Origin of the sequence: Pseudomonas sp. G1002 (genome assembly GCF_013385455.1) — a bacterium.
In the GTDB taxonomy this organism is placed as follows: domain Bacteria; phylum Pseudomonadota; class Gammaproteobacteria; order Pseudomonadales; family Pseudomonadaceae; genus Aquipseudomonas.
Genome location: NZ_JACAPY010000028.1, coordinates 356,608 through 371,411 on the forward strand (window position 1 = coordinate 356,608; position 14,804 = coordinate 371,411).

The following is a 14,804-nucleotide window of genomic DNA, read 5'->3' on the forward strand; positions in this document are numbered from 1 at the left end:
CGGACAAGTCTCTACCTAAGTCAAAAATGGACCAATTAACGCTGATCCCCGTAGCGCGCGATTATCTAGTAGCCCGCGTGACAACGCATCAGGGTCAGCGAAGTATTTGTAGCGAAAACCCGGTTTTTTGGGCATCACAAGTCGTTTTCAGTACATTCACGTCTGTAACAGGAAGGTGACCGGCCCATCATTGACCAAATGCACCTGCATATCAGCGCCAAAACGCCCTGCCGCTACCGTGCCATGCAATTGTTGCGCTTGTAACAGCAGATAGTCGAAAAGCGCCTCGCCCAACGCCGGCGGTGCCGCCGTGGAGAAGCTCGGCCTCAGCCCACTCTTGGTGTCTGCCGCCAGGGTGAACTGCGACACCAGCAGCAAACCGCCGCCAATGTCTTTCAAGGACAGGTTCATCTTGCCCTCGTCGTCGCTGAACACCCGATAGTTAAGCAGCTTATGCAGCAGCTTGTCGGCGCTGGCTTGCGTATCCGAAGGCTCGACAGCCACCAGCACCAGCAAACCCTGGTCTATCGCCCCGACCACCTGCCCTTCTACCTCGACCCGGGCGCCGCGCACCCGTTGCAAAAGCCCCTTCATGCTTCTTCAGGCGGCAAATCAAGCAGGCGCCGTGCCATTTCACTCGCCGCACGCACCAGCGCATCGGTGATTCCGGGTTCGGAAGCCGCATGGCCGGCCTCGCGGATGATCTGCAGCTCACTGTTGGGCCAGGCCTGATGCAGCTCCCAGGCATTGTCCAGCGGGCAGATCATATCGTAGCGGCCATGCACGATTACGCCAGGCAGGTGGGCGATCTTGTGCATGTCGCGGATCAACTGGTCAGGTTCAAGGAACGAGTTATTGGTGAAGTAATGGCATTCGATACGGGCAATCGACAGGGCGCGCTGGGGTTCGGAGAAACGCTCGATCAATTGCGGGTTCGGGCACAGGCCCAACATGCGCCCTTCCCACGTGGACCAGGCCTTGGCGGCGTGCATCTGGGCGATCTGGTCGTTGCCGGTCAGGCGCTTGTGGTAGGCGCTGAGCAGGTCGTGCCGCTCCTCCGCCGGGATGGGCGCCAGGTAGTCCTGCCAGTAATCGGGGAACAGCCGGCTGGCGCCAGCCTGGTAGAACCACTGAATGTCCTGGGGGCGGGCCAGGAAAATGCCCCGCACGATCAGGCCGTGCACACGCTCCGGGTGGGTTTGCGCGTAGGCCAGGGCCAGGGTCGAGCCCCAGGAACCGCCGAACAGCACCCATTTTTCGATGCCCAGGTGTTCGCGAATCCGCTCAAGATCGGCCACCAGGTCCCAGGTGGTGTTGTTTTCCAGGCTGGCCCGTGGGGTGGAGCGCCCGCAGCCACGCTGATCAAAAGTAACAATTCGGTACAGATTAGGATCGAAATAGCAGCGGCTATTGGCATCACACCCGGCGCCGGGGCCGCCATGGATGAACACAACGGGCAAGCCTTCCGGGGAACCGCTTTCGTCGACGTACAGGACGTGGGTTTCATCGACGGCCAGATCGTGCCGGGCGTAGGGTTTGATCTGCGGGTACAAAGTCTGCATTGCGCGCTCCGTAAGGGGTCGAGTTCATCCCTGGGGGGACGTCTATTATTTTGCCGTCTGGCATCATAAACCCGAATTGTGCAATGAGCATGTCCTCGTGGACCTAGACCTGTGTCAGCAGAACACCACGCAGGTAGTCCAGCAGATAAACGTACAGCCGGTCGACCTCCAACACCTGGCCCCGGGCCCGCAGGCAGCCGTGAACCAGGCCTTTGCCGGGATACAGCGTGGCCGCCACCCCGGCGCCTTGCAGGCGTTCGGCGTAGAGCAAGCCGTCGTCCCGCAACGGGTCGAACTGGGCGACAGCGATCAAAGCCTGCGGCAACCCGCTGAAATCCACGGCCAGCAATGGCATGGCGTAGGGCGACGGCTTGTCCGGCCCACGCAGGTAAAGGGCGAGGTAGCACTCGGTGTCGGCGGTACTGAGCAGCGGCGCGTCGACGCAATCGCGGCGGGACGGCAGGTCGGCGGGGCCGCCCAGGCCGGGGTAGATCAGGACTTGCGCCAGGGGCTGCGGCTGATGGTCATCCCGCAGGCCCAGGCACAGGGCCGCCGCCAGGTTACCACCGGCGCTGTCACCCGCCACCACCAGACGCTGAAGGTTGATCGGCTGGGGCGCTTCGCCCACCTGGATCGCCTGCCAGACCGCACGGCAATCCTCAAAGGCGGCCGGAAACGGGTGTTCGGGTGCCAGGCGGTAATCGATGGCGATGACCAGCACTTGCAGTGAGTCGGCCAGTTCAGCACACATGAAGTCATGGGAATCCAGGCCGCCGACCACCCAGCCGCCACCGTGCATATAAAGGATGCATGGCCAGCCGCTATCAGGGGTTTGCGTCGCCGGTTGATAAATGCGTACGCCCACGCCACCCAGGGAAACGTCTGACACCTGTAACCCTTCGGGCCGCGCCGGGGTGAACGCCTGGCACATGCGGTCGTAGCCTCGGCGCAATCCGGCCAGCGATGTGTCGTCGCTGGTGAAAGATTCGGTTTTTTCGACGAAGGCGCACATCTGCGCGGAAATCGGGTAATGGGACATCGAAGGATCGTCCTGAAGATAAGGATTTAACAGCCGCCACGAATCCAATGTGGGAGCGGGCTTGCTCGCGAATGCGGTGTATCAGTCAATACTTGTGTGGCTGACCCACCGCATTCGCGAGCAAGCCCGCTCCCACATTTTGATCTTCATTTGCTCAGGGCTTGAGGCTGGCCTGCACCGCCGCCACGCCGTCTTTTCCATCCAGGGTCGTTACACCCGCCAGCCAGCGCTGCAAGTCCTCGGGATTGTCGCGCAACCACTGTCTGGCCACATCCTGCGGCGTCTTGCGGTCCATGATCGGCACCATCAACTGGCTTTCCTGGGCCGCGGTGTAGGTCAGGTTTTCCAGCAGGCGTGTCACGTTGGGGCAACGTTCGGCGTAATCCGGCGCCGTCACCGTGGACACCGTGGCCATGCCTTCGTTGGCACCGAACACATCTTCACTGCCGGTCAGGTACGCCATTTTCATGTTGATGTTCATCGGGTGCGGGGTCCAGCCGACAAACACCACGAACTCCTTGCGATTCACCGCCCGCTGCACCGCCGCCAGCATGCCCGCCTCGCCGGAGGCCACGAGCTTGAAGCCGCCGAGGCCAAAGCGATTGCTGTCGATCATTTTCTGGATATCGGTATTGGCACCGCTGCCCGGCTCGATGCCATAGATCTTGCCGCCCAGTTTGTCCTTGAAGCGGGCAATGTCGGCAAAGGTTTTCAAGCCGGCGTCGGCAACGTACTGCGGCACCGCCAGCGTCGCCTGGGCGTCGGACAGGCTCGGTTTGTCGAACACCTTGACCTGCTTGGCCGCGAGGAATGGCGCGATGTTGTTGTCCATCGCCGGTTTCCAGTAGCCCAGGAATATATCCAGGCGTTTGTCGCGGATGCCGGCAAAGATGATTTGCTGCACAGCGCTGGTTTGCTTGCTGTCATAGCCCAGGCCATTGAGCAGCACGTCGGCCATGCCGCTGGTGGCGATCACGTCGGTCCAGCTGACCACGCCCATGCGCACGACCTTGCACGAGGCCGGGTCGGCAGCCATCGCATTGGCGCTCAAGAGTGCGGCGCCGGTGAGAATCAACAGACAACGGTTGAACAGTCTTTTCATCGATGCGGTCTCACTCGGCAGTTTTTATTGTGGGAGTGGCGTCTGACGCGCCGTGCCCAACACCTTACCCAGCGAGACCTTGATCAAAGCGAACTGTGGCGACAGGGATTTGCACACAGACGACTTGGGAGGTGTGTTGCTTTGAGGGCCTCTTCGCGAGCAAGCCCGCTCCCACATTCGACCGTGTTCCTCCTGAAGAAACACGGTCGAATGTGGGAGCGGGCTTGCTCGCGAAGGCTATCTCAGCAGCGACGCCACTCAGGAGTAATGCCGCTTGCCCCACGCCAGGAACCCTTCCAGCAGTTCCTTCAACACCACCCGCGTCGGCTCGGCCAGGTCGGCGCGATAACGGAAGGGCTCAAACTCTTCCATGTAGGTGCACTGCCCCAACTCCAGCTGCACGGCGTGGATGTTCTCGGCCGGGTTGCCGTAGTGCCGGGTGATGTGCCCGCCCTTGAAGCGCCCGTTGAGCACATGGCTGTACTGCGGGTGGCCGGCACAGATGGCTTCCAGTTCGCTGGCCAGCTGCGGATCGCAGGCCGCGCCGTTGAAGGTGCCGAGGTTGAAGTCCGGCAGCTTGCCTTCGAACAGGTGCGGGATCACCGAGCGGATCGAGTGCGCATCAAACAGCAGCGCATAACCGAACTCGGCCTTGAGCCGGGCCAGTTCGTTTTGCAGAGTGCGGTGATACGGCGTCCACACCTGCTCCAGGTACGTGGCGCGCTCGGCCTTAGACGGTTCCAGGCCTTTGCGGAACAGCGGCACACCATCAAACAGTGTCGCCGGGTACAGGCCGGTGGTGGCGCCAACGTACAGCGGCTTGTCGTCTGAAGGCCGGTTCAGGTCGATGACAAAGCGCGAATACTCCGCCGCCAGGGTGCTGGCGCCCAGCGATTCGGCGAAGTCATACAGCGTGGGAATGTGCCAGTCGGTGTCCGGCAGGCTTTGCGCCTCGGGAATCAGCCCGGCTTGCACCGCCGGCGTCAGGCGCAGGCCCGCATGGGGCATGCTGATCAGCAGCGGCACACGGCCTTGTTTGAAGTTCAGAACCTTATCCACAGCGGTACTCCTTAAACGGTGACTTCGACGCCGTGGCGCACGACGCGTTTATCCAGCTCGCCACCCAGCCAGTAGGCCAGGTCGGCGGGACGATCAATCTGCCAGGCGACAAAATCCGCGACCTTGCCCACTTCCAGCGAGCCATGGCTGTTGCCCAGGCCCAGGGCGGTGGCCGCGTGTTGCGTGGCGCCGGCCAGGGCTTCTTCCGGGGTCATGCGGAACAGGGTGCAGGCCATGTTCAGCATCAAGCGCACCGACAACGCCGGCGAGGTGCCCGGGTTGAGGTCGCTGGCGATCGCGATCTTCACGCCGTGCTTGCGCAGGGCATCCATCGGCGGCAACTGGGTTTCCCGCAGGAAGTAGAACGCGCCCGGCAGCAGCACCGCGACGGTGCCGGAAGCAGCCATGGCGATGGCGTCTTCCTCGGTCATGAATTCCAGGTGGTCCGCCGACAGCGCCTGGTAACGCGCCGCCAGGCTGGAGCCATGCAGGGACGACAACTGTTCGGCGTGCAGTTTTACCGGCAAGCCAAGTTTCCGGGCGGCGATGAACACGCGCTCCACCTGCTCCGGTGAGAACGCCAGGTACTCACAGAAGGCGTCGACCGCGTCCACCAGGCCTTCCGCTGCCAGCGCCGGGAGCATTTCGGTGCAGATGTGATCGATGTAGGCATCGGCCCGGTCCACGTACTCCGCCGGCAACGCATGCGCCGCCAGGCAGGTGCTGCGCACACTGACCGGCAACTCGGCGCCGAGGCGACGGATCACCCGCAGGATCTTGCGCTCGCTGGCCAGGTCCAGGCCGTAGCCGGACTTGATCTCGACGGTGGTTACACCGTCGCGCAGCAAACTGCGCAGGCGCTTGTGGCCGCTGGCAAACAGTTCATCTTCGCTCGCCGCACGCGTGGCGCGCACGGTGCTGGCAATACCGCCACCGGCCGCTGCGATCTCGGCGTAGCTCACGCCTTGCAGCCGCTGCTCGAACTCGCCGCTGCGATTGCCGCCGAACACCGTGTGGGTGTGGCAGTCGATCAGCCCGGGCGTGACCCACGCCCCTTGCAGGTCATGGGTGGTTGCGTAGTTCGCATCCGGCAGATCGGCGCGCGGGCCGATCCACTCGATGAGCGTGCCCGAGGTAACAATGGCGGCGTCCTCGATGATCGAGTAGTTGCCCTGGGCCATGGTTGCAACGTGGCAGTGTTGCCAAAGCGTTTTCATCAACGCCTCCATTAGGTTATCGATGAGACAAAGCCGGGTCGTAGTGGACCTTGGCCGTTTGCCCGGCGGCGGGCTTGACCCACAGCAGATAGGCGACGATCAGCAAGACGATCCACACGGCGCCGACCATAAGAGCGGCCTGGGTGTCCGGGAAGTAACCCAGCACGCCGAAGATGAACAGCATGAACACGATGGCGGCCGCTGGCGCGTAGGGCCAGAACGGCACCGGGAATTTCAGCTCGGCAATCTGTTCCCTGGTCATCGAGCGACGCATGGCCACCTGGGTGACCAGGATCATCAGCCATACCCACACCGTGGCGAAGGTCGCAATCGAGGCGATGACCAGGAACACGTTTTCCGGGATCAGGTAATTGAGCACCACACCGCCGAGCAACGCGGCGCCCATCACCACTACGGTCATCCACGGCACGCCCTGGCTCGACAGTTGGGCAAAGCCCTTGGGCGCCTGCCCTTGCTGGGCCAGGCCATACATCATGCGACCGGCGCCGAAGATGTCGCTGTTGATGGCCGAGACAGCAGCCGAGATCACCACAATGTTAAGGATGGTCGCCGCCGAGCCTATCCCCAGGTTGCTGAAGATCTGCACGAACGGGCTGCCCTGGCTGCCGATCTGCGGCCACGGGTAGATCGCCATCAGCACAAACAACGTCAGCACGTAGAACAGCAGGATACGCAGCGGCACGGCGTTGATTGCCTTGGGGATCACCCGCTGCGGGTCCTTGGCTTCGCCGGCGGTGATGCCGATGATTTCGATGCCGCCAAACGCAAACATCACCACCGCGAAGGACGCGATCAAGCCACCCACGCCGTTAGGCATGAAGCCACCGTGAGCCCACAGGTTGCTGAGGCCGGTAGCGGGTGCTTCGCCCGCCGAGTGAATGCCGAACAGCATGATGCCGAAGCCGCCGAGGATCATTGCGACGATGGCACCGACCTTGAGCAGCGACAGCCAGAACTCCATTTCGCCAAAGACTTTGACGTTGCACAGGTTCAGGCCGCCGATCAGCAACACGATGCCCAGCACCCAGACCCAGCGCGCGACTTCGGGAAACCAGAAGCCCATGTAGATGCCGAAGGCGGTGACGTCGGCGAGGCAGACGATGATCATTTCAAAGGCGTAGGTCCAGCCGAGGATAAAGCCGGCCATCGGGCCCAGGTAGGTACTGGCGTACTGGCCGAAGGAGCCGGACACCGGGTTATGCACGGCCATTTCGCCGAGGGCGCGCATGACCATGAACACCGCGGCGCCACCGATCAGGTAGGCCAGGAGCACGGCCGGGCCGGCCATCTGGATGGCGGAGGCAGAGCCGTAGAACAGCCCGGTACCGATCGCGGAACCGAGGGCCATGAAGCGAATATGTCGGGCGGAGAGCCCGCGTTTTAAACCTTTTTCCGAGTGCATTTCTCGTCCCTAATTATTTTTATCCTGAGAAAATTCGAAGCGGTGTGGACAAGCTTTTTGTGGCGAGGGAGCTTGCTCCCGCTCGGGTGCGCAGCGCCGGCAAGCTTTTGGGGCCGCTACGCAGCCCAGCGGGAGCAAGCTCCCTCGCCACAAAGAGGGGTTCGATGTCCTTAGAGGCTCGGCAACAACTTCGCCGGCACCAGCTCGTTCAGGCAACGCGTTGCCAGCAGCTCACTGGCGGCATTGATGTCCGGCGCAAAGAAGCGGTCCTTCTCATAAAACGCGACTTTGCTGCGCAGGATCCCACGCGCCTTTTCCAGCGCCGGCGAAGTCTTCAAACCATTGCGCAGGTCCAGGCCCTGGCAAGCCGCCAACCATTCCACCGCCAGCACACCGCGGGTGTTCTCGGCCATTTCCCACAGACGCTTGCCCGCCGCCGGGGCCATCGACACGTGGTCTTCCTGGTTGGCTGACGTCGGCAGGCTGTCGACGCTATGGGGATGCGCCAGTGCCTTGTTCTCGCTGGCCAATGCCGCCGCCGTCACCTGGGCGATCATGAAGCCGGAGTTCACACCGCCATTGCCCACCAGGAATGGCGGCAGTTGCGACATGTGCTTGTCCATCATCAACGAGATGCGACGCTCGCTCAGGGAGCCGATTTCCGCGATGGCCAGCGCCATGTTGTCCGCCGCCATGGCCACCGGTTCGGCGTGGAAGTTGCCACCGGAAATCACGTCACCTTCAGCCGCGAACACCAGTGGGTTATCCGACACGGCGTTGGCTTCCACCACCAGCACTTCGGCCGCCTGGCGGAACTGGGTCAGGCAGGCGCCCATGACTTGTGGCTGGCAACGCAGGGAGTACGGGTCCTGGACCTTGTCGCAGTTCTCGTGGGATTGCGACACTTCGCTGCTTTCACCCAGCAGGGCGCGATACGCGGCCGCAGAGTCGATCTGGCCGCGTTGGCCCCGGGCAGCGTGAATGCGTGCGTCGAACGGCGAGCGCGAACCCAGCACGGCTTCCACCGTCAGGGCGCCACAGGCCAGGGCACCGGCGAACAGATCTTCGCCCTCGAACAGCCCACGCAATGCATAAGCGGTGGAAACCTGGGTGCCGTTGAGCAGCGCCAGGCCTTCCTTGGCCGCCAGGGTCAGCGGCGTCAGGCCGGCAACTTTCAGCGCTTCGGTAGCTTCCAGCCATTCGCCTTTGTAGCGGGCCTTGCCTTCGCCCAGCAGCACCAGCGACATGTGGGCCAATGGTGCCAAGTCACCGGAGGCGCCCACCGAACCTTTCAGTGGAATGTGCGGGTAGACCTCGGCATTGATCAGGGCGATCAGCGCGTCGATGACCTGCCGGCGAATCCCGGAAAAACCCCGGCTCAGGCTGTTGACCTTGAGCACCATGACCAGCCGTACCAGCGCATCGCTGATGGGCTCACCGACGCCGGCGGCGTGGGACAGCACCAGGGAACGCTGGAGGTTTTCCAGGTCTTCGCTGGCAATGCGGGTCGAGGCCAGCAGGCCGAAACCGGTGTTGATGCCGTAGGCGGTGCGGTTCTCGGCGAGAATCTGCTCCACACAGGCGACACTGGCTTCGATCTGGGCCGAGGCGCTGTCATCCAGACTGAGGGTTACCGGCTGCTGGTAGATGGCCCGCAGTTGGGCAAGGCTCAGTTGGCCTGGAATCAGGTTTAGCGCAGTCACATTCATGCTCCTTTTGAGAGTGTTGTTAACTACCAGTCGCTCCGGATGCTTCCGTTATCCGCCGCTGTGCTCTTTTAGAGGATCAGTCGGCTTGGCACGCTGGTTATTGTTGGGAAAAGGTCAGTGCAAATTCGGTAGCGTGCGTTGCAGTAAATCGGCGTCCTTGAGCAACGCGGCGGTGGCTGCGATGTCTGGCGCCAGCCAGCGGTCCTGGTCGTAGGCCGGGACGTGTTCGCGCAGCAAACGCCAGGCGGCATCGGTGCCGGCGCCGAAGCGTTGGTCCTGGAGGAACTCGAACGCCTGGGCCGCCAGCAAGTACTCGATGGCGAGGATCTGGGTGACGTTTTCCAGCACCGAATACAGCTTCAGGGCGGCGTTGGTGCCCATGCTCAGGTGGTCTTCCTGCAGGCCCGAGGTGACGAAGTTGTCGAGCACCGCCGGTTGCGCCAACTGGCGGTTTTGCCCGCACAGCGAGGCGGCGACGTACTGCACGATCATCATCCCGGAGTTGACCCCGGGGTTGCTCACCAGGAACGCCGGCAAACCACTGACGTGCGGGTTGATCAGACGGTCCAGGCGACGCTCGGCGATGGAGCCGATTTCGGCCATGGCGATGGCCAGCATGTCGGCCGCCAGGGCCACGGACTGCCCGTGGGGATTGGCCTGGGACACCACGCGGTAGTTGTCTGGAGTGCCGAGCACCAGCGGGTTATCGGTGGCGCCGTTGAGTTCGGTTTCGATCTGCCGGGTGGCGTGTTCCAGTTGGTCGCGGGCCGCGCCGTGCACCTGGGGAATCGAACGGATGCTCAGGGCGTCCTGGGTACGAATGCCTTTGCTGCTGGCGATCACTTCGCTGCCGTCCAGCAACGCGCGCAGGTTGATGCCCACTTGCTGCATGCCCGGGTGCGGCTTGAGCGCGATGATTTCTTCGTCGAAGGCGTCGATCTGGCCGCGCTGGCCTTCGAAGCTCATGGCACCGATCACATCGGCCCATTGCAGCAGGCGGTGCGCATCGGTCAGGGCCAGGCTGCTGAGGCCGGTCATGCACGGCGTGCCGTTGACCAGGCACAGCCCGTCCTTGGCACCGAGCACTACCGGCTGCAAACCTTCTTCAGCCAGCGCCTGGTGTGCGGGAACGATACGACCCCGATAGCTGACGTCGCCGACGCCGAGCAAGGCGACGCCAATGTGCGCCATGTGGGTCAGGTAACCCACGGACCCCTGGGACGGCACTTGCGGCGTGATGCCATGGTTGAGCAGCCCCAGCAGCGAATGCACCACCTGCGGATGCAAGCCGGATTTGCCGTGGCTGTAGTTAATGATTGCCGCACAAATGATCGCGCGGGTTTGCTCCACACTCAGTGGCGCACCGACGCCGCAGGCATGGCTGAGCAGGGTATTGCGCGACAGCCGGCTCAGTTGTTCGTCCTTGAGCGACACGTTGCACAAGGCACCCAGGCCGGTGTTGATGCCGTAGGCGCGCTCGCCGCTGGTGACGATGCGCTGGACGATGGCCTGTGCATTGTCGATGCGAGCCCAGGCCTGGCCCGAGAGTTCGAGGATCGCACCGTGGCGAGCCACGGCGACCACGTCCTGCCAACGCATCGGGGCGTCGGCGATGATGATTTTTTCAGCCTGGGACATCGTTGACCTCTTCATGAAATTCGCAATTGTTGTGCAGCTTCACTGGCCTCATCGCAAGCGAGCCAGCTTCCACAGGGGAAACGCATTCCAAATGTGGGAGCTGGCTTGCCTGCGATAGCCTCAGCCAACCCACCACAAATATCGGATCAAACCACCGCCACCCGCCGCTGGACAAACCGGTTCACGTACTCATCCGCCGGTGAATGCAAAATCTCGCGGGGCGTGCCGACCTGGATCAGCTTGCCGTCCTTGAGGATCGCAATGCGGTTGCCGATGCGCACCGCCTCATCGAGGTCGTGGGTAATGAACACGATCGTCTTGTGCAGGGTCTTTTGCAGCTCCAATAACTGGTCTTGCATCTCGGCACGGATCAGCGGGTCGAGCGCACTGAACGCCTCGTCCATCAGGATGATGTCAGTGTCGGCCGCCAGCGCCCGGGCCAGGCCTACACGCTGACGCATGCCGCCGGAAAGTTGATGCGGGTATTTGTTTTCATAGCCCTTGAGGCCCACGGTTTCGATCCAGTGCAGCGCACGCTCGGCGCACACTTGCCTGGTTTCACCACGCACTTTCAGGCCGTAGGCAACGTTGTCCAGCACACTCTTGTGAGGCAGCAGGCCAAAGCTCTGGAACACCATGCTGATCTTGTGCCGGCGGAATTGGCGCAAGGCTTCCATGTCCAGTTGCAGGATGTCTTCACCGTCCACCAGGATCGCACCGCTGGTAGGGTCGATCAGCCGGTTGAAGTGACGCACCAGGGTCGACTTGCCGGAACCCGACAGCCCCATGATCACGAAGATTTCACCGGTGTCGACGCTCAGGGACAGGTCGTTCACACCCACCACGCAACCAGTCTCGGCCAGCACCTCGTCCTTGCTCTTGCCCTGGCCAATCAACGCCAGTGCATCCTTGGAGCGGTTGCCGAAAATCTTGAATACGTTTTTGACTTCAATTTTGCTGACAGTAGTCATTTGCTCGCCTCATGCCGTGGACGACCATAGGCTTGCGTAATGCGGTCGATGACCACGGCAAGAATCACGATCGCCAGACCGGCTTCAAGGCCGCGTCCAACGTTGAGGGTCTGGATGCCCACCAGTACATCTTCACCCAGGCCACGGGCGCCGATCATCGAAGCGATCACCACCATCGACAGGGCCATCATGGTGGTCTGGTTGATCCCGGCCATGATGCTCGGCAGGGCCAGCGGCAGTTGCACGCCGAACAGTTGCTGCCAGCGGTTGGCACCGAAGGCGTTGATCGCTTCCATGACTTCACCGTCCACCTGGCGAATGCCCAGGTCGGTGAGACGAATCAGCGGCGGTGCGGCGTAGATCACCGTGGCGAAAATCGCCGGGACCTTGCCCAGGCCGAACAGCATCAACACCGGGATCAGGTACACGAAGCTGGGCATGGTCTGCATGATGTCCAGCAGCGGCATCAGCACCGAACGCAGGCGGTTGCTGCGGGCCGACAGAATCCCCAGGGGAATGCCGATCAGCACCGAGATCACCGTGGCCACCATCATCAGCGCCAGGGTTTGCATCAGCTTGTCCCACAGCCCGACCGCGCCCACCAGAAACAGCAGGCCGACGATCACGACGGTGGTGAACCACTTGCGAGTGGCATGCCAGGCAATACCGCCGACAATCAGCAACATCAACCACCAGGGCGCTGCGCGCAGCAAACCTTCCAGGTTAACGATGGCCCACAGCAACGTATCGGAGATGTGCCGGAACACATCGCCGTAGTTGGTCACCAGCGCATCGACCCAACTGTTGACCCAGTCGGCGATGGAAAACGTAAAACTCTCAGGAAACATAGTGTGCTCTCGATCCAGTGGATTGTGGCCGGGCGCCCGGTTGCCTGTGGCGGCAACCGGAAACGCTCAACCTACAAGGCCGCGTCGATTTTCTTGGCTGCGTTGTCGCTCACCATGCGTGCCAGAGTTCAGGATGTCCCTTGAGGAAAGTTTTCGCCAGTTTTGCTGTTTCAATTCGCTGTTTGTCATGCGTACCGGGTTCTGGTTAAGCAGGTTGAGCAGCGGCGCCCTGCACATCGGGCAGCACGAGGCGCTCAGGAATCGGGCTGTGCCATTTTTTCGCAGCCCAGTAGTACAACGCCGCCGGCACCACCAGCCCGATGATCCACGAGATATCGGTGTCGCCCAGGCTCGCGACCAGTGGGCCGGTGTAGAAATGCGTCGAGATGAACGGCATCTGAATCAGCACGCCGAACACGTAGATGCTGATGCCCATCAGGTTCCAGCGACCGTAGCGACCGTTGGGGTTGGACAGGGCCGGGATGTCATAGCGCTCTTTGGTGATGCAGTAGAAGTCCACCAGGTTGATCGCACTCCAGGGCGTGAAAAACGCCAGCAGGAACAGGATGAACGCGGAGAAATCCTTGAGGAACGAGTCCTTGCCCAGCAACGCCAGCGCGGCGGCAATCGACACCATCACGAAGATGTACAACAGCCGCGTGCCACTGCCGATATGCCGGCTGCCACGGAAACCACTGATGATTGTCGCGATCGACATGAAGCTGCCGTAGGCGTTGAGGGTGGTGACGGTGACCTTGCCGAAGGCGATGCTGAAATACAGCAGCGCCGCGACGATCCCGGTGCCGCCCAGGCCGACGATAAACGACACTTCGTGGTGAGCGAATTGCGAGCCTGCCAGGGCTGCCGCAAACACACCGAACACCATCGAAGCCTGCGCGCCGATCACCGAACCGAGGCCCACGGCCCAGAAGGTTTTCGAGGCCTGCGTGCTGCGCGGCAAGTAGCGCGAGTAGTCCGCTACATACGGGCCGAACGCAATCTGCCAGGACGCCGAGAGGGAAATCGCCAGCAGGAAACTGCTGAGGGAAAAATGCTTGTTGCCCAGCAACGCACCGATGTCGTTACCGGCCAGCAGCCTGTAGAACAGGTACACGAAGGCAACCACCCCCAGCACGCTGGCGATGCGACCGATGCCGTGGATCACCCGGTAGCCGAAGATCGTAAACACCATGATCAGCCCCGCGAACAATACGATGCCGACCCAGTCTTCAACGTGAAGCAACTGCGCCACCGCCTGCCCCGCCAGCAATGAGCCGCTGGCAGAAAAACCGATGTACATCAGGCACACCAGTACCAGTGGAATCACCGCGCCATACACGCCGAACTGCACGCGGCTGGAGATCATCTGCGGCAAGCCCAGTTGCGGGCCTTGCGCCGCATGCAGGGCCATGACGCCACCGCCCAGCAGTTGACCGATCAACAGACCGATCAACGACCAGAACACATCACCGCCCAGCACCACGGCCAGGGCCCCGGTGACGATCGCAGTGATTTGCAGGTTGGCACCCAACCACAGGGTGAACTGACTCAATAGACGGCCGTGTCTTTCCGCTTCCGGGATGTAGTCGATCGAACGCCTTTCGATCAACGGGGTGGTGCTTGCACGAGCGTCTTTTACTGCCATTTATGTTCAACCTCTGATGGATTGTTTTTGGGTGAAACGCAGATCACATGTGGGAGCGGGCTTGCTCGCGAAAGCGATGGGTCAGCTAACGACTTCAGTGACTGATACACCGCATTCGCGAGCAAGCCCGCTCCCACATTAGTTATTTGATCATCGGGAGATTGAGGCCCTGCTCTTTGGCGCAGTCGATGGCGATCTGGTAGCCCGCATCCGCATGACGCATCACGCCGGTCGCCGGGTCGTTGTGCAGCACGCGAGCGATACGCTCGGCGGCTTCGTCGGTACCGTCGCAGACAATCACCATGCCCGAGTGCTGGGAGAAGCCCATGCCGACGCCGCCGCCGTGGTGCAACGAAACCCAGGTCGCGCCGCTGGCGGTGTTGAGCAAGGCGTTGAGCAGTGGCCAGTCGGACACGGCGTCGGAACCGTCCTGCATCGATTCGGTTTCACGGTTGGGGCTGGCCACCGAGCCGGAGTCCAGGTGGTCGCGGCCGATCACGATCGGCGCCGACAGCTCGCCGCTGCGCACCATTTCGTTGAATGCCAGGCCGAGCTTGGCGCGCTGGCCGAGGCCAACCCAGCAGATACGCG

The 14,804-nt window shown here is 62.1% G+C and carries 12 protein-coding genes and 2 pseudogenes; all 14 read right to left on the bottom strand.

Annotated features, from left to right (window positions below; translation table 11 throughout):
• Positions 1-156: 156 nt before the first annotated feature.
• Complete coding sequence (gene dtd / locus HX801_RS19360) at positions 157-594, bottom strand: D-aminoacyl-tRNA deacylase (RefSeq protein ID WP_087692908.1); 438 nt, start codon at positions 592-594, stop codon at positions 157-159.
• Positions 591-1,562, bottom strand: a complete 972-nt coding sequence (gene pip, locus HX801_RS19365; protein WP_008439282.1) for a prolyl aminopeptidase — start codon at positions 1,560-1,562, stop codon at positions 591-593. Before pip ends, dtd begins: the two co-directional genes overlap by 4 nt.
• Positions 1,563-1,665: 103 nt before the next feature.
• Positions 1,666-2,601, bottom strand: a complete 936-nt coding sequence (locus HX801_RS19370) for an alpha/beta hydrolase (RefSeq protein ID WP_177022530.1) — start codon at positions 2,599-2,601, stop codon at positions 1,666-1,668.
• Between the two features lie 154 nt (positions 2,602-2,755).
• Positions 2,756-3,703 (bottom strand): choline ABC transporter substrate-binding protein, encoded by a 948-nt coding sequence (locus tag HX801_RS19375; RefSeq protein WP_008439284.1) that lies wholly within the window; start codon positions 3,701-3,703, stop codon positions 2,756-2,758.
• Positions 3,704-3,961: 258 nt separating this feature from the next.
• Positions 3,962-4,762, bottom strand: a complete 801-nt coding sequence (gene hutG / locus HX801_RS19380; RefSeq protein ID WP_177022531.1) for an N-formylglutamate deformylase — start codon at positions 4,760-4,762, stop codon at positions 3,962-3,964.
• An 11-nt stretch (positions 4,763-4,773) separates the two neighbouring features.
• The gene (gene hutI / locus HX801_RS19385; protein ID WP_177022532.1) at positions 4,774-5,979 is read right to left on the bottom strand and encodes an imidazolonepropionase; all 1,206 of its coding nucleotides are present in this window, start codon (positions 5,977-5,979) and stop codon (positions 4,774-4,776) included.
• A gap of 16 nt (positions 5,980-5,995) precedes the next feature.
• Positions 5,996-7,402 carry an amino acid permease gene (locus tag HX801_RS19390; RefSeq protein ID WP_008430271.1) on the bottom strand — a complete coding sequence of 469 codons (1,407 nt, stop codon included), beginning with the start codon at positions 7,400-7,402 and terminating at the stop codon, positions 5,996-5,998.
• Positions 7,403-7,572: 170 nt separating this feature from the next.
• Positions 7,573-9,111 (bottom strand): histidine ammonia-lyase, encoded by a 1,539-nt coding sequence (gene hutH, locus HX801_RS19395; RefSeq protein ID WP_085984627.1) that lies wholly within the window; start codon positions 9,109-9,111, stop codon positions 7,573-7,575.
• A gap of 114 nt (positions 9,112-9,225) precedes the next feature.
• A complete protein-coding gene (gene hutH, locus HX801_RS19400) occupies positions 9,226-10,749 on the bottom strand; it encodes a histidine ammonia-lyase (protein ID WP_177022533.1) in 1,524 nt (507 codons plus the stop codon).
• Between the two features lie 146 nt (positions 10,750-10,895).
• A complete protein-coding gene (locus HX801_RS19405) occupies positions 10,896-11,720 on the bottom strand; it encodes a glycine betaine/L-proline ABC transporter ATP-binding protein (RefSeq protein ID WP_003209262.1) in 825 nt (274 codons plus the stop codon).
• Positions 11,717-12,568 carry a proline/glycine betaine ABC transporter permease gene (locus HX801_RS19410; protein ID WP_003209260.1) on the bottom strand — a complete coding sequence of 284 codons (852 nt, stop codon included), beginning with the start codon at positions 12,566-12,568 and terminating at the stop codon, positions 11,717-11,719. Before HX801_RS19410 ends, HX801_RS19405 begins: the two co-directional genes overlap by 4 nt.
• A gap of 71 nt (positions 12,569-12,639) precedes the next feature.
• A pseudogene (locus HX801_RS19415) lies at positions 12,640-12,787 on the bottom strand (histidine ABC transporter substrate-binding protein); the annotation flags it as partial.
• Positions 12,774-14,213 carry a cytosine permease gene (locus HX801_RS19420; RefSeq protein WP_087692903.1) on the bottom strand — a complete coding sequence of 480 codons (1,440 nt, stop codon included), beginning with the start codon at positions 14,211-14,213 and terminating at the stop codon, positions 12,774-12,776. The gene HX801_RS19420 and the pseudogene HX801_RS19415, both read right to left, overlap by 14 nt.
• A gap of 142 nt (positions 14,214-14,355) precedes the next feature.
• Positions 14,356-14,804, bottom strand: a pseudogene (locus HX801_RS19425) (urocanate hydratase); the annotation flags it as partial.

Coding starts and splice junctions, on each gene's coding strand:
- HX801_RS19375 (WP_008439284.1), bottom strand. CDS start 3,703: ATGAAAAGACTGTTCAACCGTTGTCTGTTGATTCTCACCGGCGCCGCA.
- HX801_RS19405 (WP_003209262.1), bottom strand. CDS start 11,720: ATGACTACTGTCAGCAAAATTGAAGTCAAAAACGTATTCAAGATTTTC.
- HX801_RS19370 (WP_177022530.1), bottom strand. CDS start 2,601: ATGTCCCATTACCCGATTTCCGCGCAGATGTGCGCCTTCGTCGAAAAA.
- HX801_RS19410 (WP_003209260.1), bottom strand. CDS start 12,568: ATGTTTCCTGAGAGTTTTACGTTTTCCATCGCCGACTGGGTCAACAGT.
- hutI (WP_177022532.1), bottom strand. CDS start 5,979: ATGAAAACGCTTTGGCAACACTGCCACGTTGCAACCATGGCCCAGGGC.
- hutH (WP_177022533.1), bottom strand. CDS start 10,749: ATGTCCCAGGCTGAAAAAATCATCATCGCCGACGCCCCGATGCGTTGG.
- hutH (WP_085984627.1), bottom strand. CDS start 9,111: ATGAATGTGACTGCGCTAAACCTGATTCCAGGCCAACTGAGCCTTGCC.
- dtd (WP_087692908.1), bottom strand. CDS start 594: ATGAAGGGGCTTTTGCAACGGGTGCGCGGCGCCCGGGTCGAGGTAGAA.
- HX801_RS19420 (WP_087692903.1), bottom strand. CDS start 14,213: ATGGCAGTAAAAGACGCTCGTGCAAGCACCACCCCGTTGATCGAAAGG.
- HX801_RS19390 (WP_008430271.1), bottom strand. CDS start 7,402: ATGCACTCGGAAAAAGGTTTAAAACGCGGGCTCTCCGCCCGACATATT.
- pip (WP_008439282.1), bottom strand. CDS start 1,562: ATGCAGACTTTGTACCCGCAGATCAAACCCTACGCCCGGCACGATCTG.